The sequence below is a fragment of the Escherichia ruysiae genome, from assembly GCF_031323975.1.
Taxonomy (GTDB): domain Bacteria; phylum Pseudomonadota; class Gammaproteobacteria; order Enterobacterales; family Enterobacteriaceae; genus Escherichia; species Escherichia ruysiae.
In genome coordinates, this window is record NZ_JAVIWS010000001.1 from 2,743,829 (window position 1) to 2,766,176 (window position 22,348).

The following is a 22,348-nucleotide window of genomic DNA, read 5'->3' on the forward strand; positions in this document are numbered from 1 at the left end:
GCCTTCCCGTTCTGCTGATAACCCTTCCGGTTATATGTTATCTGGTGTGGTTATTCGTTAAACTACGGCGGTTGTCGCGGCGACAAAAGTGGCTGCGCAACCGGCTGATGACCCGAAACGGGCATCCGCCGGTACGCCGTAGCCGCCAGAGACGCCATCGGAAGGAGTGAGTATGTCTGTACAGCAAATCGACTGGGATCTGGCCCTGATCCAGAAATATAACTATTCCGGGCCACGATACACCTCGTACCCGACCGCGCTGGAGTTTTCAGAAGACTTCGGCGAACAGGCGTTTTTACAAGCCGTGGCGCGCTACCCTGAGCGTCCATTATCTCTCTACGTTCATATTCCGTTCTGCCACAAGCTTTGCTACTTCTGTGGTTGCAATAAGATTGTCACACGCCAGCAGCACAAGGCCGATCAGTATCTGGACGCGCTGGAGCAAGAAATCGTTCATCGTGCACCGCTGTTTGCCGGGCGTCACGTTAGTCAGTTGCACTGGGGTGGCGGTACGCCGACGTACCTGAATAAAGCGCAAATCAGCCGCCTGATGAAGCTGCTGCGGGAAAACTTCCAGTTTACTGCCGACGCGGAAATCTCGATCGAAGTCGATCCGCGTGAAATCGAACTGGATGTACTCGATCATTTACGTTCCGAAGGATTTAATCGCCTGAGCATGGGCGTGCAGGACTTCAACAAAGAAGTACAGCGTCTGGTCAATCGCGAGCAGGATGAAGAATTCATCTTTGCGCTGCTTAACCATGCGCGTGAGATTGGCTTTACCTCCACCAACATTGACCTGATTTACGGCCTGCCGAAACAGACGCCGGAGAGTTTCGCCTTTACCCTGAAACGCGTGGCGGAGCTGAACCCCGATCGTCTGAGCGTCTTTAACTACGCGCATTTGCCGACCATTTTTGCTGCTCAGCGTAAAATCAAAGATACTGACCTGCCGAGTCCGCAGCAGAAACTCGATATCCTGCAGGAAACCATCGCTTTCCTGACGCAATCGGGTTATCAGTTTATTGGTATGGATCACTTTGCCCGCCCGGATGACGAGCTGGCTGTGGCTCAGCGTGAAGGCGTGCTACATCGTAATTTCCAGGGCTACACCACTCAGGGGGATACCGACCTGCTGGGGATGGGTGTTTCAGCCATCAGCATGATTGGCGACTGCTACGCGCAAAACCAGAAAGAGTTGAAGCAGTACTATCAGCAGGTGGATGAACAGGGTAATGCGCTGTGGCGCGGTATTGCGTTAACGCGCGATGACTGTATTCGCCGCGATGTGATTAAGTCTCTTATCTGCAATTTCCGTCTGGATTACGCCCCCGTTGAACAACAGTGGGATTTGCACTTCGCTGATTACTTTGCGGAAGATCTCAAGCTTCTCGCCCCGTTAGCAAAAGATGGGCTGGTGGATGTCAATGAGAAGGGGATTCAGGTGACGGCAAAAGGCCGCTTGCTGATCCGCAACATCTGCATGTGCTTTGATACTTATCTGCGCCAGAAAGCGCGGATGCAGCAGTTCTCACGGGTGATTTAAATTGTGAATGGCGCTTCGTTTATAAGGATGATAAACGAAGCGCCATGAGATTGATGACAAACCTCACAAAAGAATGCGAACTGTCCCCTCGCCCCATTGGGGAGAGGGTTAGGGTGAGGGGAACATGCCGGCATCGATGCGAACAATGACCCTCACTCTGGCCCTCTTGCCTTCTAGGGAGACGATCAGGCTCGCATTGGCTACTCAGCAGTCTATAACGAGCTTCAGCTAAACAGCCCAATCATCGCGACACACAGGATGGCCGCAACGGCAGTTTGCGGTGTGTGGCTATCAACTGCGCCACTCGATACCAGATTAATTATTGATTCCAGCATAATGACTTCCCCCGTATTCCGGGCAAGATCATACTGAACTTATCAGAACAGTAAAGCGCAAAATAACAGCAATTTGCGCTCAATAATCAATCTTTACACACCAGCCGTGAATCACTCCATCCCCAACTCTTTTAACTTACGTGTCAGGGTGTTACGTCCCCAACCAAGCAGTCGCGCTGCTTCTTGTTTATGCCCCTGCGTATGTCGCAAAGCAGTAGTTAGTAACGTCCGCTCCAGCTCTGGCTGCGCTTCAGAAAGCAGGTTTTGATGACCGGAACGCAGCGCCCGATCTGCCCATTGCGCTAACAACGTTGCCCAACTGTCCGGTTGCATAGTGGAAGGACTTTCCGGAACCGTAGATTCAAACAGTTCGCCGGGCAAATCCTGAATCAACACTTCCTGTCCGGCGGCCATCACCGTTAACCAGCGGCAGGTGTTTTCCAGTTGGCGCACGTTCCCCGGCCATGCCAGACGCGTCAGGGCGGCTTCGGTTTCCGGATGCAGCAACTTCGCTTCTACGCCCAGTTCGCGCGCGGCAACCTGTAAAAAATGGCGTGCCAGGCGGGGAATATCTTCCCGACGCTCACGCAGTGGCGGCAGATGAACGCGGATAACGTTCAGGCGGTGGAAAAGATCCTCACGGAACTTGCCTTCCTGCACGCGCAGTTCCAGGTTCTGGTGAGTCGCGGCAATAATACGCACATCCACTTTCACCGGCGCATAGCCACCAACGCGATAAAACTGACCGTCTGCCAGCACGCGCAGCAAACGCGTCTGCACATCCAGCGGCATATCGCCAATTTCGTCGAGAAATAACGTGCCGCCATCGGCCTGTTCAAAACGCCCCTGGCGAATAGTATTCGCGCCAGTAAACGCGCCTTTCTCGTGACCGAACAGTTCTGATTCGATCAAATCTTTTGGGATAGCCGCCATATTCAGCGCGATAAACGGCGCTTTGGCACGCGGACTGTGGCGATGCAGGGCATGAGCGACCAGCTCTTTACCGGTGCCGGACTCGCCATTGATCAACACGCTAATGGAAGAGCGCGAGAGCCGACCGATAATACGGAACACGTCCTGCATGGCTGGCGCTTCGCCGATGATATCGGTCGTCGGGCCGTTAAGCTGAATATTGCGCGGCTGCTGCTGTTCCTGATAATGGCTGATGGCGCGCTCAACCAGCGCCACGGCTTCGTCGATATCAAACGGTTTGGGCAGATAATCAAACGCCCCTTGTTGATAGGCGCTAACGGCGGCATCCAGATCCGAGTGCGCGGTCATAATGATGACCGGAAGCATCGGATGGCGTTGTTTAATTTGCTTGAGCAACGCCAGTCCGTCCATTCCGGGCATACGGATATCTGAAAGCAGTACATCCGGCGTTTTACTCGCCAGTGCATCCAGCACTTCGGTGCCGCTCTCAAATGTCGTACAGGTTAAACCCGCCCCAGCGAGCGCACGTTCAAGCACCCAACGGATGGAACTATCGTCATCGACTACCCAGACTATCCCTCGTTGCATAAACGTCACCTTTATTTCCTGATAGGCAGGTAAACCGAGAACTCGGTATGACCTGGCCAACTGGTAAATTCAATTTTGCCTGAATGCTGATCAATCAAATTACGGGCAATGGATAAGCCAAGCCCGGTGCCGCCTTCGCGACCGCTGACCATCGGGTAAAACAGCGTATCCTGTAAGTGAGGCGGGATACCCGGCCCGTTATCTTCCACATCGATCCGCGCTGCCAGCCGATAACGCTCACCGTGCAAGGTCAGCTGGAAAGCCGTGCGGGTACGCAGAATAATTTCGCCGCCTTCCGGCCCCAGCGCCTGTAGCGCATTACGCACAATATTCAGTAATACCTGTTCAATTTGATCCGGATCGTGCGCCAGTTCCGGCAGGCTGGGGTCGTAATCACGAATCAACCGCACGTTATCAGGCAGTTCCATCGACACCAGCGTCACCACGCGTTCAGCCACTTTGTGAATACTTTCGGTAACGCGCGTACCGGGCAGCTGCGGCCCCAACAGACGGTCGACCAGATTTCGCAGCCGGTCCGCCTGTTCGATAATCACTTTGGTATATTCCAGCAGTGACGGGTCAGGTAATGCTTTGCTGAGCAGCTGCGCCGCGCCACGTAAACCGCCAAGCGGATTTTTAATCTCATGTGCCAGGCCGCGTACCAAATCGCGGGCAGCTACCTGCTGGGCGTGCTGTAGCTGTTCCTGACTTAAGCGGCGCTGGTTATCCATTGGTGCCATCTCCAGCAGGATCATGCCGTCCGGCATACGCTGGGCCGTCACAGAAAGGATATGCGAACGCCCGTCGATGACCAGCGTCACTTCGTTATCGGTAAAACCTTGCCCCGCCTCCAGACTTTCTTGCATCAGCTCGATATTTAATGAGAAGTAGCTCAACAGTTCCGGTAACGGCGTACCAAACAATTTGCGGGAGCTTTGGGCGAGCAGTTGTTGCGCAGCGGGGTTGGCGTAATGAATCGCCAGGTTGTCATCGATTAACAAAATACTGTTAATCAGCGAGTTGAGGATCTGCCCAGCATCGGGCTGCGTGCCTGTTGCCATAAAGCAGTCTCCTGAACAGGTTGCACCATTTTAGTGCATTATAGCTTTTTACGGATAAAAAGCGCGAAGCATCAGAGAATTGACGGAGAAAAAAGCCCATGCAGAGATGGGCTGAAATTTCCACGGCAACTAAAAACCAGTCCCATCAGGCTATTTTATTTGCCATTTTGAACCTGGGCAGTGCTCGAACTCCTCACGTACCGATGTACGCTCGGGGTTCTGCGCGCTGTCCGTGTTCAAACTGGCTGCAACAATTACGCCAGATGGGCCTGGTTTGAACCCCCGGCGTTGTTCGCGCCGGGTAGTACAACTTCAACTATTAGACGCTGTAGTACAGTTCAAACTCTACCGGATGCGGAGTCATACGCACGCGGTCATCTTCTTCGCGACGCAGGGCGATGTACGCATCGATTGCTTCATCAGTGAACACGCCACCGGCTTTCAGGAACTCGCGATCCAGATCCAGTTCGTTCAGTGCTTCTTCCAGAGAGCCTGCAACCTGTGGGATCTCTTTCGCTTCTTCTGGCGGCAGGTCATACAGGTTTTTGTCCATCGCTTCGCCCGGATGGATCTTGTTCTTGATACCATCAAGACCGGCCATCAGCAGGGCAGCAAAGCACAGGTACGGGTTAGCCGCCGGGTCCGGGAAACGTACTTCGATACGACGTGCTTTCGGAGAAGAAACCACCGGAATACGGATAGACGCAGAACGGTTACGTGCAGAGTAAGCCAGCATTACCGGTGCTTCGTAGCCCGGGACCAGACGCTTATAAGAGTTGGTGGTCGGGTTTGCCAGGGCGTTAATCGCTTTAGCGTGTTTGATTACGCCGCCAATGTAGTACAGCGCCTGCTCAGACAGACCTGCGTATTTATCGCCTGCAAACAGGTTTACGCCGTTTTTAGACAGCGACATGTGGCAGTGCATACCGGAGCCGTTATCACCAAACATCGGTTTTGGCATAAAGGTCGCGGTTTTACCGAAGCGGTGCGCCACGTTGTGAACGACATATTTGTAGATCTGAATTTCGTCAGCTTTTTTGGTCATGGTATTGAAGCGGGTTGCCACTTCGTTCTGACCTGCGGTCGCTACTTCGTGGTGATGTGCTTCAACCACCAGCCCCATCTGTTCCATCACCAGACACATTTCAGAACGGATATCCTGAGCTGAGTCTACTGGCGGAACCGGGAAGTAACCGCCTTTCACTGCCGGACGGTGACCTTTGTTACCACCTTCGTATTTGGTGGAGGAGTTCCATGCGCCTTCGATATCGTCGATAGCAACGTGAGAACCGGAGATAGAAGATCCGAAACGGATGTCATCGAACAAGAAAAATTCTGGTTCTGGCCCGAACAGTACGGTGTCGGCAATGCCAGTAGAGCGCAGGTAATCTTCGGCGCGTTTCGCGATGGAGCGCGGGTCACGGTCATAGCCTTGCAGGGTGCCAGGTTCAAGGATATCGCAACGGATAATCAGGGTAGAGTCGGCGAAGAACGGGTCAATCACTGCGGTGGATGCGTCTGGCATCAGCACCATGTCGGATTCGTTAATGCCTTTCCAGCCGCCAATCGAGGAGCCGTCAAACATTTTGCCTTCTTCGAAGAATTCAGCATTCACCTGATGAGCAGGGATAGTGACGTGCTGTTCTTTACCTTTGGTATCGGTGAAGCGCAAATCAACAAACTTCACTTCGTGCTCGTTCAGCATCGTCAGTACGTGTTCAGCGGACATACTTTAACTCTCCTGGATTGGTCATTGTCGTCGTGGTAACGAAATCTGCAATTATTTTGGCCGTGTCGCCGTAAAAAAGATAAAGCGAAATCTGTGCCAACTTTTAAATTGCCCCTAAAAGGCGTTATCATGCTTAACATCGTGCAAAAGGGCTGCACCATGATGTGAATGTTGCACCAATAGAGTGCTTCAATGGAAACATTAAGCACCATATTGGTGCAATGACCTTTGGATAACCCTTTTTATGCTCCGTGAAAGCGATCACAAAGGGACTCTGCAATACTTGTTTGCGGAGGATGTTTGTGATCCTGTTTTGTAGTGCGATTAATCCGTGTACAATAACGCGCTATTTCTAATGCCTGAGGCAAAGTTGTGATCGAAAAATTGCGTAATATCGCCATCATCGCGCACGTCGACCATGGTAAAACCACCCTGGTAGACAAGCTGCTCCAACAATCCGGTACGTTCGACTCTCGTGCCGAAACCCAAGAGCGCGTGATGGACTCCAACGATTTGGAGAAAGAGCGTGGGATTACCATCCTCGCGAAAAACACCGCTATCAAATGGAATGATTACCGTATCAACATCGTTGATACCCCGGGGCACGCCGACTTCGGTGGTGAAGTTGAACGTGTAATGTCCATGGTAGACTCAGTGCTGCTGGTGGTTGACGCATTTGACGGCCCGATGCCGCAAACGCGCTTCGTAACCAAAAAAGCGTTTGCTTACGGCCTGAAGCCGATTGTTGTTATCAACAAAGTTGACCGCCCTGGCGCGCGTCCTGACTGGGTTGTGGATCAGGTATTCGACCTGTTCGTTAACCTTGACGCGACCGATGAGCAGCTGGACTTCCCGATCGTTTACGCTTCTGCGCTGAACGGCATCGCGGGTCTGGATCACGAAGATATGGCGGAAGACATGACCCCGCTGTATCAGGCGATTGTTGACCACGTTCCTGCGCCGGACGTTGACCTTGACGGTCCGTTCCAGATGCAGATTTCTCAGCTCGATTACAACAGCTATGTTGGCGTTATCGGCATTGGCCGCATCAAGCGCGGTAAAGTGAAGCCGAACCAGCAGGTTACTATCATCGATAGCGAAGGCAAAACCCGTAACGCGAAAGTCGGTAAAGTGCTGGGCCACCTCGGTCTGGAGCGTATCGAAACCGATATGGCGGAAGCTGGCGATATCGTGGCGATCACGGGCCTTGGCGAACTGAACATTTCTGACACCGTTTGCGACACGCAAAACGTTGAAGCATTGCCGGCACTCTCCGTTGATGAGCCGACCGTTTCTATGTTCTTCTGCGTTAACACCTCGCCGTTCTGCGGTAAAGAAGGTAAGTTCGTTACTTCCCGTCAGATCCTGGATCGTCTGAACAAAGAACTGGTACACAACGTTGCGCTGCGCGTAGAAGAAACCGAAGACGCCGATGCGTTCCGCGTTTCTGGTCGTGGCGAACTGCACCTGTCTGTTCTGATCGAAAACATGCGTCGTGAAGGTTTCGAACTGGCGGTATCCCGTCCGAAAGTTATCTTCCGTGAAATCGACGGTCGTAAACAAGAGCCGTATGAAAACGTGACTCTGGACGTTGAAGAACAGCATCAGGGTTCTGTAATGCAGGCGCTGGGCGAACGTAAAGGCGACCTGAAAAACATGAATCCAGACGGTAAAGGCCGCGTACGTCTCGACTACGTGATCCCAAGCCGTGGTCTGATTGGCTTCCGTTCTGAGTTCATGACCATGACTTCTGGTACTGGTCTGCTGTACTCCACCTTCAGCCACTACGACGATGTGCGTCCGGGCGAAGTGGGTCAGCGTCAGAACGGCGTACTGATCTCTAACGGTCAGGGTAAAGCGGTAGCGTTCGCGCTGTTCGGTCTGCAGGATCGCGGTAAGCTGTTCCTCGGTCACGGTGCAGAAGTTTACGAAGGTCAGATCATCGGTATTCACAGCCGTTCTAACGACCTGACTGTAAACTGCCTGACCGGTAAGAAACTGACCAACATGCGTGCTTCCGGTACTGACGAAGCCGTTGTTCTGGTTCCACCAATCCGCATGACTCTGGAACAAGCTCTGGAGTTCATTGATGATGACGAACTGGTAGAAGTTACTCCGACCTCTATCCGTATTCGTAAACGTCACCTGACGGAAAACGATCGTCGCCGCGCGAACCGTGGCCCGAAAGAAGATTAATTTTTCTTTTTAGTCGTGAAAAACCTGCCAGAGATGGCAGGTTTTTTTTTACCTGTCGTGAGCGCACACCAATGCGAGTATCTCCCTTATAAGTCTGTGATTACGTCAATAGAGAGCTTTGTCACAATTATCTGCAAAGTCATACGCCGTTAATTGCTTTCTTTTTTGGCGTAAGCGTAAGATGCTTCATCTGGTTTAAACCAAAAGGATTAAACAATGGCGGAGAATCAATCCACCGTAGAAAATGCAAAAGAGAAACTGGATCGGTGGTTGAAAGATGGCATCACCACACCGGGTGGAAAACTCCCTTCAGAAAGAGAGCTGGGAGAACTGCTGGGCATTAAACGTATGACGCTGCGCCAGGCGTTGTTGAACCTCGAGGCAGAATCCAAAATCTTCCGTAAAGATCGTAAGGGGTGGTTCGTGACCCAGCCGCGATTTAATTACAGTCCGGAGCTGTCGGCGAGCTTTCAGCGGGCCGCAATTGAGCAAGGGCGAGAGCCTTCCTGGGGGTTTACCGAGAAAAACCGTACCAGCGATATTCCCGAGACGCTCGCGCCACTGATTGCAGTGACGCCATCAACTGAACTCTATCGCATCACCGGCTGGGGGGCGCTGGAAGGACATAAAGTTTTCTATCACGAAACATATATTAATCCTGAAGTTGCTCCGGGTTTTATTGAACAACTTGAAAACCACTCATTTTCTGCAGTCTGGGAAAAGAGCTACCAAAAAGAGACGGTAGTAAAAAAATTGATTTTCAAACCCGTCAGAATGCCGGGCGATATCAGCAAGTATCTTGGCGGTTCTGCGGGTATGCCTGCGATCTTAATTGAAAAGCATCGCGCCGACCAGCAAGGCAATATTGTCCAGATAGATATTGAATATTGGCGATTTGAGGCCGTAGACCTCATCATTAATCTGTAGGTGTTTTATGGTGACAATAAATAACGCAAGAAAGATTCTACAACGTGTCGACACTCTTCCTCTTTATTTACATGCTTATGCCTTTCATTTAAATATGCGGCTGGAAAGAGTGTTGCCTGCTGATTTACTTGATATCGCAAGTGAAAATAATCTACGTGGCGTCAAAATCCATGTTCTGGATGGCGAGCGTTTTTCTCTTGGTAATATGGACGATAAAGAACTCTCTGCCTTTGGGGATAAAGCCCGCCGTCTGAACCTTGATATTCATATTGAAACCAGTGCCTCAGATAAAAAATCTATTGACGAAGCCGTCGCCATCGCGTTGAAAACTGGGGCATCCTCCGTACGTTTTTATCCGCGTTATGAAGGTAATTTGCGCGACGTATTATCGATTATCGCTAACGACATTGCCTATGTACGGGAAACGTATCAGGACAGCGGCCTGACTTTTACGATCGAGCAGCATGAAGATTTAAAAAGTCATGAGCTGGTGTCGCTGGTCAAAGAAAGTGAGATGGAGTCTCTTTCCTTACTGTTTGATTTTGCGAACATGATCAATGCAAATGAGCATCCCATCGACGCTTTAAAAACGATGGCACCGCATATTACCCAGGTCCATATCAAAGATGCCTTGATCGTTAAAGAACAGGGTGGCCTGGGTCATAAAGCCTGTATTTCAGGTCAGGGGGATATGCCCTTCAAAGCGTTATTAACGCACCTTATCTGCCTGGGTGATGATGAGCCGCAGGTGACGGCATATGGCCTGGAAGAAGAGGTTGATTATTATGCGCCGGCGTTCCGCTTTGAAGACGAAGATGATAATCCGTGGATCCCTTATCGCCAGATGAGTGAAACACCCCTACCAGAAAATCATTTACTGGATGCGCGGTTACGTAAAGAAAAAGAAGATGCAATTAATCAGATAAATCATGTGCGTAACGTACTACAACAAATCAAACAAGAGGCAAACCATCTTCTGAACCACTAATAAGTTTTAACTCATACGCAGTTAATAAAACCATTCCATATGAATGGTCGGTATCTTATTGCCTTTAAAACAGTGATTTTAAAAATCGCTTAGGGGATGTTATGCTCACGAAAAAGAAATGGGCGTTATTTAGTCTATTAACACTGTGTGGCGGTACAATTTATAAATTACCGTCGCTGAAAGATGCGTTTTATATCCCGATGCAGGAATATTTCCATTTGACTAATGGTCAAATTGGTAATGCTATGTCGGTAAACTCATTTGTCACCACAGTGGGCTTTTTTCTGTCTATTTATTTTGCCGATAAACTACCGCGCAGATACACCATGTCACTCTCACTCATTGCGACAGGATTACTGGGTGTTTATTTGACGACAATGCCGGGGTATTGGGGCATCCTCTTTGTCTGGGCGCTATTTGGCGTTACTTGCGACATGATGAACTGGCCGGTCTTGCTCAAGTCGGTAAGTCGATTGGGCAATAGCGAACAACAAGGTCGGTTGTTTGGCTTCTTCGAAACAGGGCGTGGCATTGTCGATACCGTGGTGGCATTTTCTGCGTTGGCAGTATTTACCTGGTTTGGCAGTGGCTTATTGGGTTTTAAAGCAGGCATCTGGTTCTATTCCCTTATTGTGATTGCCGTAGGCATTATTATTTTCTTTGTCCTGAATGACAAAGAAGAGGCACCGTCCGTTGAGGTGAAAAAAGAAGACGGAGCATCGCAAAACACCAGTATGACCTCGGTGCTGAGAGACAAAACCATCTGGCTTATCGCTTTCAACGTCTTCTTCGTTTACGCGGTTTACTGTGGCCTGACATTCTTCATTCCATTCCTGAAAAACATCTATCTATTGCCCGTTGCGCTGGTGGGGGCTTACGGCATCATTAACCAATATTGTCTGAAAATGATTGGAGGACCGATTGGTGGCATGATTTCAGATAAGATCCTGAAATCGCCGAGTAAATATCTATGCTACACCTTTATCATCAGTACCGCTGCGCTCGTACTGTTGATTATGCTGCCGCACGAAAGTATGCCGGTCTATTTAGGGATGGCATGTACATTAGGCTTTGGCGCGATAGTCTTTACACAGCGAGCCGTATTTTTTGCACCTATCGGCGAAGCAAAAATTGCTGAAAATAAAACAGGCGCGGCGATGGCGTTGGGTAGCTTTATTGGTTACGCCCCGGCGATGTTCTGCTTCAGTCTGTATGGCTACATTCTGGATTTAAATCCGGGGATTATTGGCTACAAAATCGTGTTTGGCATTATGGCCTGCTTCGCATTCTGTGGTGCGGTGGTTTCCGTAATGCTGGTTAAGCGTATTAGCCAACGTAAGAAAGAGATGCTGGCGGCTGAAGCTTAATTAATGGCCGGATGTGCTTAATCCGGCCAACGAAAACCGTATCAACCGAAGTTTCAATTTCAGGATACTTCTTGCTCAGCAACCACCAGTTCAACATTCTCTTCACTTAACAACTGGCAGAAAGAATTGGGAGGCGGGGCATCAGTAAAAAAAGCCCTGACATTCCGTGCATTGCCAATTGAAACGGCAGCAGACGCGGCAAACTTCGTATGATCGGCCACTAACAATGTATTCCGCGCATGTTTAATCATCGTTCTTGCGACTAACGCTTCATTGACATCAAATTCCAGTAGGGTGCCGTCATGTTCAATGGCACCTATACTGGTGATTAAATAATCTGCGCGGAAGCCTTCAATAAAATCCACGGCTCCTGGGCCGATAATCCCGCCGTTATGAGCGCGTAAAGTGCCTCCCGGCACCATCACTTCAATATCCTGATTCTTATAAAGAATCTGTGCCACACGTAGGCTGTTAGTGATAATGCGTAAATCACGACGGTTGAGTAATGCCCTGGCAACGGCTTCTACGGTTGTACCGATGGTGATAAAGACGGTACAGCGTTCGGGAAGGTAATCGGCGACTGCCTCAGCGATCGCCCGTTTCTCGGCGGTGAGCGAAAGTTCCCGTTGCTCAAAAGCGGTATTCATGACGCTGGAGACGCGCCCGGCCCCTCCATGATGACGGGTGATCAACCCCTGCTCACTGAGTTTTCGGATATCCCGGCGCACGGTTTGCGTTGAAACATCCAGCAGTTGTGCCAGTTCTTCAATATTCATATAACCGCGTTCTGCGATTAGATGAACGAGTTGGTCATGGCGTGGATTACCTGTCACTTCGATGATACTCATGAATACTCCCTTGCCCCTCCTCGGTAGATGTTTACCATTTTACGCATAAAGTGACAAAAATGATTCGGTTTGCTCACGATTAGGAATGCCGGCCCGACCGCCAGGCTGGGTACATTTCATCGCGGCAACCGCACTGGCAAAACGAATAGCCTCTTTTGTTGGCATTTTTTCTGCCAACGCTACCGCGAGTGCGCCGTGAAAAACATCGCCTGCTCCAGTGGTATCAACCACATTGACAGAAAATGCCTCCTGTTGACACAAATGATCATCTTCAATCCACAACGATCCTTCAGAACCCAGCGTAACATACACTTTACCTGCTGTTTGTGTCGTTGCCTGGAACAAACCTTCTTCAGGTGACTGCAGGCCAGTCATGCGTTTCAGCCCTGGTGTTGAGAACACGGCGTGATCGGCAAGCGCGACAAGTGGAGAAATATCCTGCGGTGTCATATCGGCGTCTAAAAGCGTTGTCACCCCCGCAAGGCGCGCTAGCGAGAATGCTTTTTCAGTACCGCTATGCCAGCGAACATCGGCCAGAATCAGATCATAACGAGAGAAATCGATCGCTTCTAACCATTCGGCATCAGTACCGAGATCGGGACTTGGATAATTAACGATAATCCGTTCGCCATGCTGATCAACGAGGATCGCTGATTGCGACGAACGGGCGTTAGGATATCGGCGGCAAAATGCGGTATTGACGCCCCAATCCTCAAGTTCTGCAAGTAAGGTATTTCCACAACTGTCATCGCCGACGCGACCGATGAAATCAACCTCCACGCCAAGCTTTGCGATTGCAACAGCGGCTGTTGCTGCCGGGCCGCCACCAATCTCAAGATAATGATTTGCCTGATATTTCCCGCCGCCATCCGGCAGAGTGAGCAAAGAATAAATCCTGTCCTGAACTGTGATACCCACGCATGCAATTTTGGTCATATTCGTCTTGTCCTGTTTAATTTTGTCGTCTTTTGTCAATTTAAATGACACAAATGATCAAATTAGTGATGCGTGTCGTGTTTTTGAACATAAATTACAAATATGCTCAAAAACAGACGAAAACGAATTTTCAATTGTCATTATTTTGTCAATGTCAGACAGGAGAGTATTCATGGCAACCATTGCATTTCTCGGGCTGGGGCAGATGGGTAGCCCAATGGCTAACAATCTATTGCAAAAAGGGCATTCATTGCAGGTATTTGATGTCAATGCACAGGCCGTCGATGCGCTAGTTACGCAGGGGGCCACTGCGGCACAAACCCCAGCGGAAGCGGCAGCAGGCGCTGAATTTATCATCACTATGCTTCCCAATGGTGACATTGTTCGACAGGTTCTGTTGGGGGAAAAAGGCGTCTGTGAGGCTGTTTCATCTGACGCGTTATTGATTGATATGTCGACTATTCATCCCTTACAGACCGATGCATTAATACGGGAATTACAAGAAAAAGGCATCAGTATGATGGACGCCCCCGTGGGCAGAACGTCCGTGAATGCGATTGATGGCACATTGCTGATTTTAGCGGGTGGCACTGATGAGCAGATTGCGCGTGCACGCCCGATTCTCATGTGCATGGGTAATGAGCAGGTCGAGGCTGGCGGCCCAGGAATGGGGATCCGCGTGAAGCTAATTAACAACTATATGAGCATTGCGCTTAATGCGCTGTCCTCCGAGGCCGCTGTGTTATGTGAGTCACTGGGATTAAATCTTGATGTCGCAATTAAGGTGATGAGTGGTACGGCAGCAGGGAAAGGACATTTTACGACCACCTGGCCTGGCAAAGTGCTGAAAGGCGATCTTTCACCCGCCTTCATGGTGGATCTGGCGTTGAAAGATCTGCGTATTGCAGTTGACGTCGCTCGGGAGACGGGGGCACCGCTCAATATGGGGATTGCAGCAGAAAGTTATTACGCCGCAGCAAGTCAAGACGGCAAAGGGCGGCAGGACTGGAGCGCCCTGCTAAATCAGGTTCGCCAGCAGGCTGGTCTTTAATTTTATCTATTAACAGGAGTTTCTATGTCATCCCACTTCACCCCATTTACGCTGAAAGATATCTCCCGCCCAGGTGGTGGATTCGCCATGTTAGCTGTCGATCAGCGTGAGGCCATGCGCCTGATGTTTGCGGCAGCAGGGCAGCCCAAACCCATCGCCGACAGTGTACTCACCGATTTTAAAGTTGCCGCGACCCGAATCCTTTCTCCTTATGCTTCTGCCGTTCTGGCGGATAAACAATTTTGTCTTGAGCAAATAGTCGAGCAGGGCGCTGTTGCTAATTCTTGCGGCCTGATTGTCGCTGCCGATCTTTTTATCCCAGGTAATGGCATCCCGGTTGATAGCGTTGAAATAGATATGTCCGTCGACCCGCATAAAGCCCGTGAAATGGGGGCTAAGGCAATGAAATTACTTGTACTCTGGCGTGAAGATGAACCCGCAGAGGAACGTCTGGCAATGGTTGATAAATTTGTTCGTCGCTGCCGTAGTGCCGGACTGGTTAGCATTATTGAACCTGTGGTGCGTCCACCTCGTCGCGGTTGGGACTTTGATCGTGAAAGCGCCATTGCCGCCGCCGCCGCAGAGCTTGGTGGAACAGAGGCTGATCTTTACAAAGCCGAGATGCCATTAGGGGGCAAAGGCGATGAAAAAACCTTACTTGCCGCCTGTCAGCAACTTAACGATCAGATGAAGATGCCGTGGGTAATTCTTTCTTCTGGCGTTGATGCCGATATTTTCGGCCGTGCAGTAAGTATTGCCATGAAAGGTGGGGCGTCGGGCTTCCTGGCTGGACGAGCGGTTTGGGCGTCGGTTGTTGGTGCACAAGATCCACAAACCATGCTGCGCGATGTCTCCGTTCCACGCTTGCAACGGCTGGCTGAAATTGTCGATGAAGGTATCGCGCAACGCTAATCCCCTATGGATATCGATTCTGGAGAATAACAATGGATAAAATTACCCAGGTTTTATTTTCAGATATTGGGAAAGTCACCACTCAATATGTTGAAGTACCACACCAGGAACTTAAACCGCACGAAGTGCGGATTGCGCCTGTGTTCTATGGGATATGCGGTTCGGATCTGCATGTTCTGAAAGGCGGTCATCCGTTTGCCAAACCACCTGTCGTCCCCGGTCATGAAATTGCAGCGCGCGTTGCGGAAGTTGGCAGCGACGTTAAAAATGTACAGCCGGGCGATCATGTTGTGGTCGATCCCATCATGGCTTGCATGGAATGCCGAGCCTGCAAAGCAGGACGTTTTAATCTTTGTGAACCACCGCAGGTTGCTGGTTTTCGCGCACCGGGCTTTGCTCGCTCACAACACATTGTTCCTGCGCGTAATTGCCATGTCGCACCAGCCTCTTTACCGCTAAAAGTGTTAGCCTTTGCCGAACCGGCGGCTTGTGCTCGTCACTGCGTTAACCGAATGCCGAAAGCTTCTCTGGAAAGCGTACTGGTGATTGGTGCCGGAACGATAGGCTTATCCATCGTGCAGGCACTGCGCATTATGGGGGCAGGTAAGATTACCGTGATTGAACCTGACGCTGCCAAACGCGCGCTGGCGTTAAAGCTGGGCGCAGCAGAAGTTTGGGCACCAGGTGAGCTGGCCGCAGATGTGCGATTTACGGGGGCGATTGATGTCGTTGCAGCGCAGGCCACGCTTAACGATGCATGTACCCGTGTATATGCCGGAGGCACCGTCGTGTGCATGGGCGTACCAAGTGGGCCGCGTGAAATACCATTACCGATGATGCAACGTTTCGAGCGTGACTTGCTCAACTCTGGCATGTACATCCCTGAAGATTTCGATGCTGTTATCGAATGGCTGGCGGATGGGCGGTTTGATACCAGTGAACTGGTTACCGATTTATTTGCCATTGAGGATGCAGCGGCGGCATTCGAACGCGCGCAGCAAAATGACTCCATAAAGGTCATGCTGCAATTTGCGCCGGAATGATTTTCTAAATCTCTGTCTGGCGCTGCGTCACGTCAGCGCCACCCTACAACAATTAAAAAGGACACTGCGATGAGTCAAATCACCAGTCCTGCAACTTATTCAATTAGTCGGCCACAGGACGTAATTGATATTGTTAATAAGAACTCTGCAATCAACACCAGTATCGGCGTTATTTTTATTGCTTTGGGCGGCATATTGATTGATGCCTACCAGGCGGCGATGGTGGGGTTTGGTAATAAATACATTGCCGCTCAATTCGGCATTTCGCCGGGTCTTGCTGCAACCGTCAATGCATCAGTATTAATCGCCGCGTTAATTGGCGGTTTATTAGCGAACCGAGTAATAAACCGCTTTGGGCAAAAGCGGGCATTTATTATTGGCATGGGGCTGTGCACCATCGGTGCTGCAGCGGTAGCTATTGCTCCCAGTATCTGGTGGGTGCTGGTGTGCCGCGTCATCATGGGCTTTGGTTTAGGCATCGACTTCCCTTTGGCAACCAATGCCGTGGCAGAGCTTCGTGGTTCAACGTCGAAGAAAACCGGAACGTCGGTCAACCTCTGGCAAATGGCCTGGTATGTTTCGACAACCGTTGTTTATTTGGTGCTTTTGCCGCTGCTTCTGTCGGGTATCGCTGAAGAACAATTGTGGCGTTACGGAATATTCATCGGAGCTATTTTTGCAGTCATCTTCATGATTTTGCGTTACTTCTTTATTGGTGAATCCGCAATGTGGGCCGCACGCGTCGGGCGTTACCAGGAAGCGTGCGACATTCTGGGAAAACGTTATGGTGTTCAGGCTCGCGTTGCGGCATCGGGTACAACAGAAGCGAAATTCTCGGAAAAAGCAGAGAATAAATACAGTGGTGGATATGGCATCTTATTTAATGATCGTTACCGCAAACGCACCATTCTTGGTTGTGTCGTGGCAACCATGCAGGCGTGGCAATATAACGCCGTAGGTGTTTATCTTCCTCTTACGTTGGCGGGAATAATAAGTGGCGGGCTTACTGGCGCGTTGACCGGTTCTGCCGTCGTGAATGCCCTTTGTGGGGTGACAGGCGGGATGATCGGCTCGTTTATTCTCCAACGACTGGGTACTCGCCGACAGTCGATGTATGGATTTGCTGTTGTGACCTTAGCATTGCTGTCGTTAGGCGCACTGGCAACGACTAATCCCTGGCTGTCTTTAGGGTTATTGGGATCAATTATTTTCTTCCATTCAGCGGGTCCTGGTGGGCTGGGCATGACCATTGCCACACTCTCTTATCCTCCCGCTATTCGCCCTACTGGGGTCGGATTTGCCCGCGCTATTATGCGCACAGGGGCAATTGCAGGACTCATTTTCTGGCCGATGCTGTGGGGTACGTTGAAAACTGAAGCGTTTTATTGGTTGGCAATTGTGCCATTCCTGGGGTTCCTGACCTGCGTATTGATTAATTGGGAACCTTTGGGAGCAAATGTTGATGCTGAGGATGCAGAGGTTCTGGCTGAATTGAAGAAATAAATTAATGCGCATCGGCTTAAACCGATGCGCATTAATTCAAACTGCCCACGTTTAGTGGTTCGTATCCCATATTTCTCGCCTACCAGGAGAGGAAAATTATGTCTGAAAAGTTACCCGCACCGCGTGAAGGGCTTTCCGGTAAAGCCATGAGACGTGTCGTTATGGGCAGTTTCGCAGGCGCGTTAATGGAATGGTATGACTTCTTTATTTTTGGCACGGCAGCAGGACTGGTATTTGCACCGCTGTTTTATCCAGACAGCGATCCTTTTATAGGTCTTATAGCTTCCTTTGCGACCTTTGGTGTCGGTTTTCTGACTCGTCCTTTAGGTGGCATCGTCTTTGGTCATTTTGGCGATAAAATCGGGCGAAAAATAACACTTATCTGGACGCTGGCTATTGTCGGTTGCTCCACATTTTTGATTGGTTTTATTCCGACGTATCAGGAAATTGGCATTTGGGCACCGCTTGTATTAATGGTGCTGCGTTTGATTCAGGGCTTTGGTCTTGGTGGCGAGTACGGCGGAGCGGCATTGATGACCATAGAATCAGCGCCCGAATCCCGACGCGGATTTTTAGGTTCACTCCCGCAAACGGCTGCGTCTGTGGGTATTATGCTGGCAACCGGTATTTTTGCTCTCTGTAACCATTTTCTTACTTCGGAGCAGTTTCTCTCCTGGGGATGGCGCATTCCGTTTTGGCTTTCTGCGGTGATGTTGATCGTTGGGCTGTTTATCCGCCTGCATACCGAAGAAACGCTGGATTTTCAAAAGCAAAAAACGACGAATAATAAAGAAAAGTCCGTTCCTCCGTTGATTGAATTATTCAAAAAACATCCACGAAATATTTTATTGGCACTGGGTGCGAGGCTGGCGGAAAGTGTCTCCTCTAATATTATTAACGCCTTTGGTATTGTCTATATTTCCAGCCAATTAGCATTGTCGCGAGATATTCCCCTGACGGGTATGTTGATTGCCTCGGCGATCGGTATTTTCAGTTGTCCATTGGTTGGATGGTTATCAGATCGTATAGGTCAAAAAAGTCTGTATTTGTCGGGAGCAGGATTTTGTGTCCTGTTCGCGTTTCCTTTCTTCTTATTACTGGATAGCAAAAGTACGCTCATCATCTGGTGCAGTATGATCCTCGGCTACAACTTAGGTCCGACGATGATGTTTGCCGTGCAGCCAACACTTTTCACCCGCATGTTCGGTACTAAAGTACGATATACCGGCCTTTCTTTTGCTTATCAATTTTCCGCGATTCTTGGCGGACTAAGTCCCCTTATCGCCTCAAGTTTGCTGGCGCTAGGGGGAGGAAAACCGTGGTATGTCGCTCTGTTTTTATTTGCTGTCTCAGTTCTTTCCTTTGTTTGCGTCTGGCTGATTGAGCCGACCGATGAACAAGAAACCGCTTCTTACCGCTACATCAGGGAACAATCTCATGAAAACTGAACGAAAAAACGAGCATTACCTGGCGCTACAACAGGCGTTTGACGCGCCATGGCCTGGGCCTGTAGGAGAGTTAGTGACGCTGGAAAAAGGCAATATTCACCTGCAGATTTATCCGCATGATGGTGCCAGGATAACCTCGTTAAAGGCATTTGGTTCTGAAGTATTACGCCAATGGCAGCCGCAGCGCAGAGCTTTTCAGTATGGCTGTTTCCCAATGGTGCCGTGGGCAGGGCGACTGGGGAATGCGACGCTGAATGCTGGTGGGCAATGTTATTCTTTACCCGCCAATAAACCACCACATGCGTTGCATGGTATGGCTTGTTACTCAACGTGGGAAATCATCGACAAAACAATAGATTCCCTGACTTTACGTATGCCCCTGGCTTCACCGTGGCCCTGGCAAGGGGAAGTGATTCAGACTTTTTTGCTGGAGAACGATGCGCTGGTTTTGCAACTGGAAATCCATTCACATACCGATACATTCCCGGCCTCTGCAGGCTGGCATCCGTGGTTTGCGAAAAAGCTGACTCCGCAAAATACAGAATCGTTGCAGGTGCTTTTTGATGCGGACTGGCAAGAGGAAGCGGGTAGTGATGAACTGCCAACTGGAAATCGCATCTCTCCTCAAGCTGGTCCCTGGGATGACTGTTTTGGTTTTTATGACGGGGTGAAGGTTAAGTTACTGTGGCCTGGTAAACTCACGATGACCATGACCTCTTCTGCAAACAGTCTGGTGGTATTTGATAAACAGCCCGATGCCACCTGTGTTAATCCGCTTACTCAGGCACCTAACGCAATAAATCTAACGCCGGAATTGGTGACATCAGATAAGCCGCTGGTCATCGAAACTCGTTGGCAATTTACACCTGAATCTTAACCATTCATCTATTGCGAAAAAGCCAGTGAAATTACTCTGCTTTTTCGCAATCAGCATCACAAGATTACCCTTATTGCCACATAGCCAAACCCCTCCTTTCCCGCTACAGTTAATTTCCTGTGGCGAGAAAGGAGGCAAAAATGCTCTATATCTTTGATTTAGGTAATGTGATTGTCGATATCGACTTTAACCGTGTGCTGGGAACCTGGAGCGATTTAACACGTATTCCGCTGGCTACGCTTAAGAAAAGTTTCCATATGGGCGAGGCGTTTCATCAGCATGAGCGCGGGGAGATCAGCGATGAAGAATTCGCTGAAGCACTGTGTCATGAGATGGCCTTACCGCTAAGCTACGAGCAGTTCTCCCACGGCTGGCAGGCGGTGTTTGTCGCGCTGCGCCCTGAAGTGATCGACATCATGCATAAACTGCGTGAACAGGGGCATCGCGTGGTGGTGCTTTCCAATACTAACCGCCTGCATACCACTTTCTGGCCGGAGGAATACCCGGAAATCCGCAACGCTGCCGACCATATCTATCTGTCGCAAGATTTAGGTATGCGCAAACCGGAAGCGCGGATCTACCAGCATGTTTTGCAGGCGGAAGGTTTTTCACCCAGCGATACCGTCTTTTTCGATGACAACGCCGATAATATAGAAGGGGCTAATCAGCTAGGCATTACCAGCATTCTGGTGAAAGATAAAACCACCATCCCGGACTATTTCGCGAAGGTGTTATGCTAAAAACCATCCATGAAAAAGCCAGGCATCGTACTCGTCCGCTATGGGCCTGGCTGAAACTACTCTGGCAACGCATTAATGAGGACAACATGACAACCCTGGCAGGTAACCTTGCCTATGTGTCGTTGCTCTCATTAGTGCCGCTGGTTGCCGTTGTTTTTGCGCTTTTCGCCGCTTTTCCCATGTTTTCCGACGTCAGCATTCAGTTGCGTCATTTTATTTTCGCCAACTTTCTACCTGCCACTGGCGATGTTATCCAGCAATATATCGAACAGTTTGTTGCCAATTCCAACAAGATGACCGCCGTCGGGGCATGTGGGCTGATCGTCACGGCATTATTGTTGATGTATTCCATCGATAGTGCACTCAACGCCATCTGGCGCAGTAAACGGGTGCGTCCCAAAATTTACTCGTTTGCTGTGTATTGGATGATTTTGACGCTGGGGCCGCTGCTGGCGGGAGCCAGTCTGGCGATTAGCTCCTATCTGCTCTCCCTGCGCTGGGCGAGCGAGCTCAATACCGTTATCGATAATGTGCTGCGTATTTTTCCGCTGCTGTTGTCGTGGATCTCCTTCTGGCTGCTGTACAGCGTTGTTCCCACCATTCGCGTACCTAACCGCGACGCGATTGTCGGCGCGTTTGTCGCCGCGCTCCTGTTCGAAGCAGGGAAGAAAGGTTTCGCGCTTTATATCACCATGTTCCCGTCATATCAGCTCATTTACGGCGTACTGGCAGTGATCCCCATTCTCTTTGTCTGGGTCTACTGGACATGGTGTATCGTCTTGCTTGGGGCGGAAATTACTGTCACTCTCGGGGAATACCGCAAACTAAAACAAGCTGCTGAACAAGAAGAAGACGACGAACCATGATTGCATTAATTCAACGCGTAACCCGTGCCAGCGTCACCGTGGAGGGAGAAGTGACGGGCGAAATTGGCGCGGGACTTTTGGTGTTATTGGGTGTCGAAAAGGATGACGACGAACAGAAAGCAAACCGTCTGTGCGAGCGTGTGCTCGGCTATCGCATCTTCAGCGATGCCGAAGGCAAGATGAATCTCAACGTGCAACAGGCGGGCGGTAGTGTGCTGGTGGTTTCCCAGTTTACCCTTGCCGCAGATACCGAACGAGGGATGCGCCCAAGTTTCTCCAAAGGCGCATCACCGGATCGCGCAGAGGCGTTATATGACTATTTCGTCGAACGCTGCCGTCAGCAAGAGATGAACACGCAAACAGGACGCTTCGCTGCGGATATGCAGGTATCGCTGGTCAATGATGGCCCCGTGACATTCTGGTTACAGGTATGAGCCAGCTTCCAGGGGTGTCA

Annotated in this window: 20 protein-coding genes; 14 read left to right on the top strand and 6 right to left on the bottom strand. The window is 50.2% G+C overall.

The features are described 5' to 3' along the window. Positions 1 to 172: 172 nt before the first annotated feature. A complete protein-coding gene (hemN, locus tag RGV86_RS13300) occupies positions 173 to 1,546 on the top strand; it encodes an oxygen-independent coproporphyrinogen III oxidase (protein ID WP_085461420.1) in 1,374 nt (457 codons plus the stop codon). Between the two features lie 224 nt (positions 1,547 to 1,770). On the opposite strand, the gene RGV86_RS13305 is transcribed toward hemN, so the two are convergent. The 4 genes from RGV86_RS13305 to glnA form a co-directional block, all read right to left on the bottom strand. Then, positions 1,771 to 1,881 (bottom strand): YshB family small membrane protein, encoded by a 111-nt coding sequence (locus RGV86_RS13305; protein ID WP_000893993.1) that lies wholly within the window; start codon positions 1,879 to 1,881, stop codon positions 1,771 to 1,773. Positions 1,882 to 1,992: 111 nt separating this feature from the next. After that, positions 1,993 to 3,402 (bottom strand): nitrogen regulation protein NR(I), encoded by a 1,410-nt coding sequence (gene glnG, locus RGV86_RS13310; RefSeq protein ID WP_024212658.1) that lies wholly within the window; start codon positions 3,400 to 3,402, stop codon positions 1,993 to 1,995. A gap of 11 nt (positions 3,403 to 3,413) precedes the next feature. Further along, positions 3,414 to 4,463, bottom strand: coding sequence for a nitrogen regulation protein NR(II) (glnL, locus tag RGV86_RS13315; RefSeq protein ID WP_000190577.1), 1,050 nt, complete (start codon positions 4,461 to 4,463; stop codon positions 3,414 to 3,416). A 319-nt stretch (positions 4,464 to 4,782) separates the two neighbouring features. Continuing rightward, complete coding sequence (gene glnA, locus RGV86_RS13320) at positions 4,783 to 6,192, bottom strand: glutamate--ammonia ligase (RefSeq protein WP_085461419.1); 1,410 nt, start codon at positions 6,190 to 6,192, stop codon at positions 4,783 to 4,785. Between the two features lie 372 nt (positions 6,193 to 6,564). On the opposite strand from glnA, the gene typA reads away from it, so the two are divergent. From typA to RGV86_RS13340, 4 genes are all read left to right on the top strand, one after another. Beyond that, on the top strand, positions 6,565 to 8,388 hold the full coding sequence (gene typA / locus RGV86_RS13325; RefSeq protein WP_085461418.1) for a ribosome-dependent GTPase TypA: 1,824 nt from the start codon (positions 6,565 to 6,567) through the stop codon (positions 8,386 to 8,388). Positions 8,389 to 8,604: 216 nt separating this feature from the next. Then, positions 8,605 to 9,315, top strand: coding sequence for a GntR family transcriptional regulator (locus tag RGV86_RS13330; protein ID WP_085461417.1), 711 nt, complete (start codon positions 8,605 to 8,607; stop codon positions 9,313 to 9,315). A gap of 7 nt (positions 9,316 to 9,322) precedes the next feature. Continuing rightward, positions 9,323 to 10,303: a sugar phosphate isomerase/epimerase family protein gene (locus RGV86_RS13335; protein WP_000256413.1), complete on the top strand. Its 981-nt coding sequence runs from the start codon at positions 9,323 to 9,325 to the stop codon at positions 10,301 to 10,303. Between the two features lie 101 nt (positions 10,304 to 10,404). Continuing rightward, positions 10,405 to 11,670 (top strand): MFS transporter, encoded by a 1,266-nt coding sequence (locus RGV86_RS13340; protein ID WP_000956336.1) that lies wholly within the window; start codon positions 10,405 to 10,407, stop codon positions 11,668 to 11,670. Between the two features lie 59 nt (positions 11,671 to 11,729). On the opposite strand, the gene RGV86_RS13345 is transcribed toward RGV86_RS13340, so the two are convergent. Continuing rightward, entirely contained in the window at positions 11,730 to 12,518 is a 789-nt protein-coding gene (locus RGV86_RS13345; protein WP_000022286.1) for a DeoR/GlpR family DNA-binding transcription regulator, read from the bottom strand. A gap of 39 nt (positions 12,519 to 12,557) precedes the next feature. Continuing rightward, on the bottom strand, positions 12,558 to 13,454 hold the full coding sequence (locus tag RGV86_RS13350; RefSeq protein WP_085461416.1) for a sugar kinase: 897 nt from the start codon (positions 13,452 to 13,454) through the stop codon (positions 12,558 to 12,560). Between the two features lie 172 nt (positions 13,455 to 13,626). Here RGV86_RS13350 and yihU point away from each other — a divergent pair, with 172 nt between their 5' ends. The 9 genes from yihU (at position 13,627) to dtd (ending at position 22,328) form a co-directional block, all read left to right on the top strand. Beyond that, positions 13,627 to 14,505, top strand: a complete 879-nt coding sequence (gene yihU, locus RGV86_RS13355) for a sulfolactaldehyde 3-reductase (protein WP_085461415.1) — start codon at positions 13,627 to 13,629, stop codon at positions 14,503 to 14,505. A gap of 24 nt (positions 14,506 to 14,529) precedes the next feature. Then, entirely contained in the window at positions 14,530 to 15,417 is an 888-nt protein-coding gene (locus RGV86_RS13360; protein ID WP_065227994.1) for an aldolase, read from the top strand. A gap of 32 nt (positions 15,418 to 15,449) precedes the next feature. Continuing rightward, complete coding sequence (locus tag RGV86_RS13365) at positions 15,450 to 16,460, top strand: zinc-dependent alcohol dehydrogenase (protein ID WP_085461414.1); 1,011 nt, start codon at positions 15,450 to 15,452, stop codon at positions 16,458 to 16,460. A gap of 69 nt (positions 16,461 to 16,529) precedes the next feature. After that, positions 16,530 to 17,963: an MFS transporter gene (locus RGV86_RS13370; protein WP_000078434.1), complete on the top strand. Its 1,434-nt coding sequence runs from the start codon at positions 16,530 to 16,532 to the stop codon at positions 17,961 to 17,963. A 98-nt stretch (positions 17,964 to 18,061) separates the two neighbouring features. Then, the gene (locus RGV86_RS13375; RefSeq protein ID WP_001291199.1) at positions 18,062 to 19,411 is read left to right on the top strand and encodes an MFS transporter; all 1,350 of its coding nucleotides are present in this window, start codon (positions 18,062 to 18,064) and stop codon (positions 19,409 to 19,411) included. Further along, positions 19,401 to 20,288, top strand: coding sequence for an aldose 1-epimerase (locus tag RGV86_RS13380; protein ID WP_010348285.1), 888 nt, complete (start codon positions 19,401 to 19,403; stop codon positions 20,286 to 20,288). The genes RGV86_RS13375 and RGV86_RS13380 overlap by 11 nt, the downstream gene beginning before the upstream one ends. A 140-nt stretch (positions 20,289 to 20,428) precedes the next feature. Further along, positions 20,429 to 21,028, top strand: coding sequence for a glucose-1-phosphatase (gene yihX / locus RGV86_RS13385; RefSeq protein ID WP_085461413.1), 600 nt, complete (start codon positions 20,429 to 20,431; stop codon positions 21,026 to 21,028). Then, positions 21,022 to 21,894, top strand: a complete 873-nt coding sequence (locus RGV86_RS13390; RefSeq protein WP_000920722.1) for a virulence factor BrkB family protein — start codon at positions 21,022 to 21,024, stop codon at positions 21,892 to 21,894. Before yihX ends, RGV86_RS13390 begins: the two co-directional genes overlap by 7 nt. Then, entirely contained in the window at positions 21,891 to 22,328 is a 438-nt protein-coding gene (gene dtd / locus RGV86_RS13395) for a D-aminoacyl-tRNA deacylase (protein WP_000560983.1), read from the top strand. The genes RGV86_RS13390 and dtd overlap by 4 nt, the downstream gene beginning before the upstream one ends. Positions 22,329 to 22,348: the final 20 nt, after the last annotated feature.

What these genes read in the sequence shown, in the direction of transcription:
- hemN (WP_085461420.1), top strand. Translation starts at nt 173, where the DNA reads ATGTCTGTACAGCAAATCGACTGGGATCTGGCCCTGATCCAGAAATAT.
- RGV86_RS13305 (WP_000893993.1), bottom strand. Translation starts at nt 1,881, where the DNA reads ATGCTGGAATCAATAATTAATCTGGTATCGAGTGGCGCAGTTGATAGC.
- glnG (WP_024212658.1), bottom strand. Translation starts at nt 3,402, where the DNA reads ATGCAACGAGGGATAGTCTGGGTAGTCGATGACGATAGTTCCATCCGT.
- glnL (WP_000190577.1), bottom strand. Translation starts at nt 4,463, where the DNA reads ATGGCAACAGGCACGCAGCCCGATGCTGGGCAGATCCTCAACTCGCTG.
- glnA (WP_085461419.1), bottom strand. Translation starts at nt 6,192, where the DNA reads ATGTCCGCTGAACACGTACTGACGATGCTGAACGAGCACGAAGTGAAG.
- RGV86_RS13330 (WP_085461417.1), top strand. Translation starts at nt 8,605, where the DNA reads ATGGCGGAGAATCAATCCACCGTAGAAAATGCAAAAGAGAAACTGGAT.
- RGV86_RS13335 (WP_000256413.1), top strand. Translation starts at nt 9,323, where the DNA reads ATGGTGACAATAAATAACGCAAGAAAGATTCTACAACGTGTCGACACT.
- RGV86_RS13340 (WP_000956336.1), top strand. Translation starts at nt 10,405, where the DNA reads ATGCTCACGAAAAAGAAATGGGCGTTATTTAGTCTATTAACACTGTGT.
- RGV86_RS13345 (WP_000022286.1), bottom strand. Translation starts at nt 12,518, where the DNA reads ATGAGTATCATCGAAGTGACAGGTAATCCACGCCATGACCAACTCGTT.
- RGV86_RS13350 (WP_085461416.1), bottom strand. Translation starts at nt 13,454, where the DNA reads ATGACCAAAATTGCATGCGTGGGTATCACAGTTCAGGACAGGATTTAT.
- yihU (WP_085461415.1), top strand. Translation starts at nt 13,627, where the DNA reads ATGGCAACCATTGCATTTCTCGGGCTGGGGCAGATGGGTAGCCCAATG.
- RGV86_RS13360 (WP_065227994.1), top strand. Translation starts at nt 14,530, where the DNA reads ATGTCATCCCACTTCACCCCATTTACGCTGAAAGATATCTCCCGCCCA.
- RGV86_RS13365 (WP_085461414.1), top strand. Translation starts at nt 15,450, where the DNA reads ATGGATAAAATTACCCAGGTTTTATTTTCAGATATTGGGAAAGTCACC.
- RGV86_RS13370 (WP_000078434.1), top strand. Translation starts at nt 16,530, where the DNA reads ATGAGTCAAATCACCAGTCCTGCAACTTATTCAATTAGTCGGCCACAG.
- RGV86_RS13375 (WP_001291199.1), top strand. Translation starts at nt 18,062, where the DNA reads ATGTCTGAAAAGTTACCCGCACCGCGTGAAGGGCTTTCCGGTAAAGCC.
- RGV86_RS13380 (WP_010348285.1), top strand. Translation starts at nt 19,401, where the DNA reads ATGAAAACTGAACGAAAAAACGAGCATTACCTGGCGCTACAACAGGCG.
- yihX (WP_085461413.1), top strand. Translation starts at nt 20,429, where the DNA reads ATGCTCTATATCTTTGATTTAGGTAATGTGATTGTCGATATCGACTTT.
- RGV86_RS13390 (WP_000920722.1), top strand. Translation starts at nt 21,022, where the DNA reads ATGCTAAAAACCATCCATGAAAAAGCCAGGCATCGTACTCGTCCGCTA.
- dtd (WP_000560983.1), top strand. Translation starts at nt 21,891, where the DNA reads ATGATTGCATTAATTCAACGCGTAACCCGTGCCAGCGTCACCGTGGAG.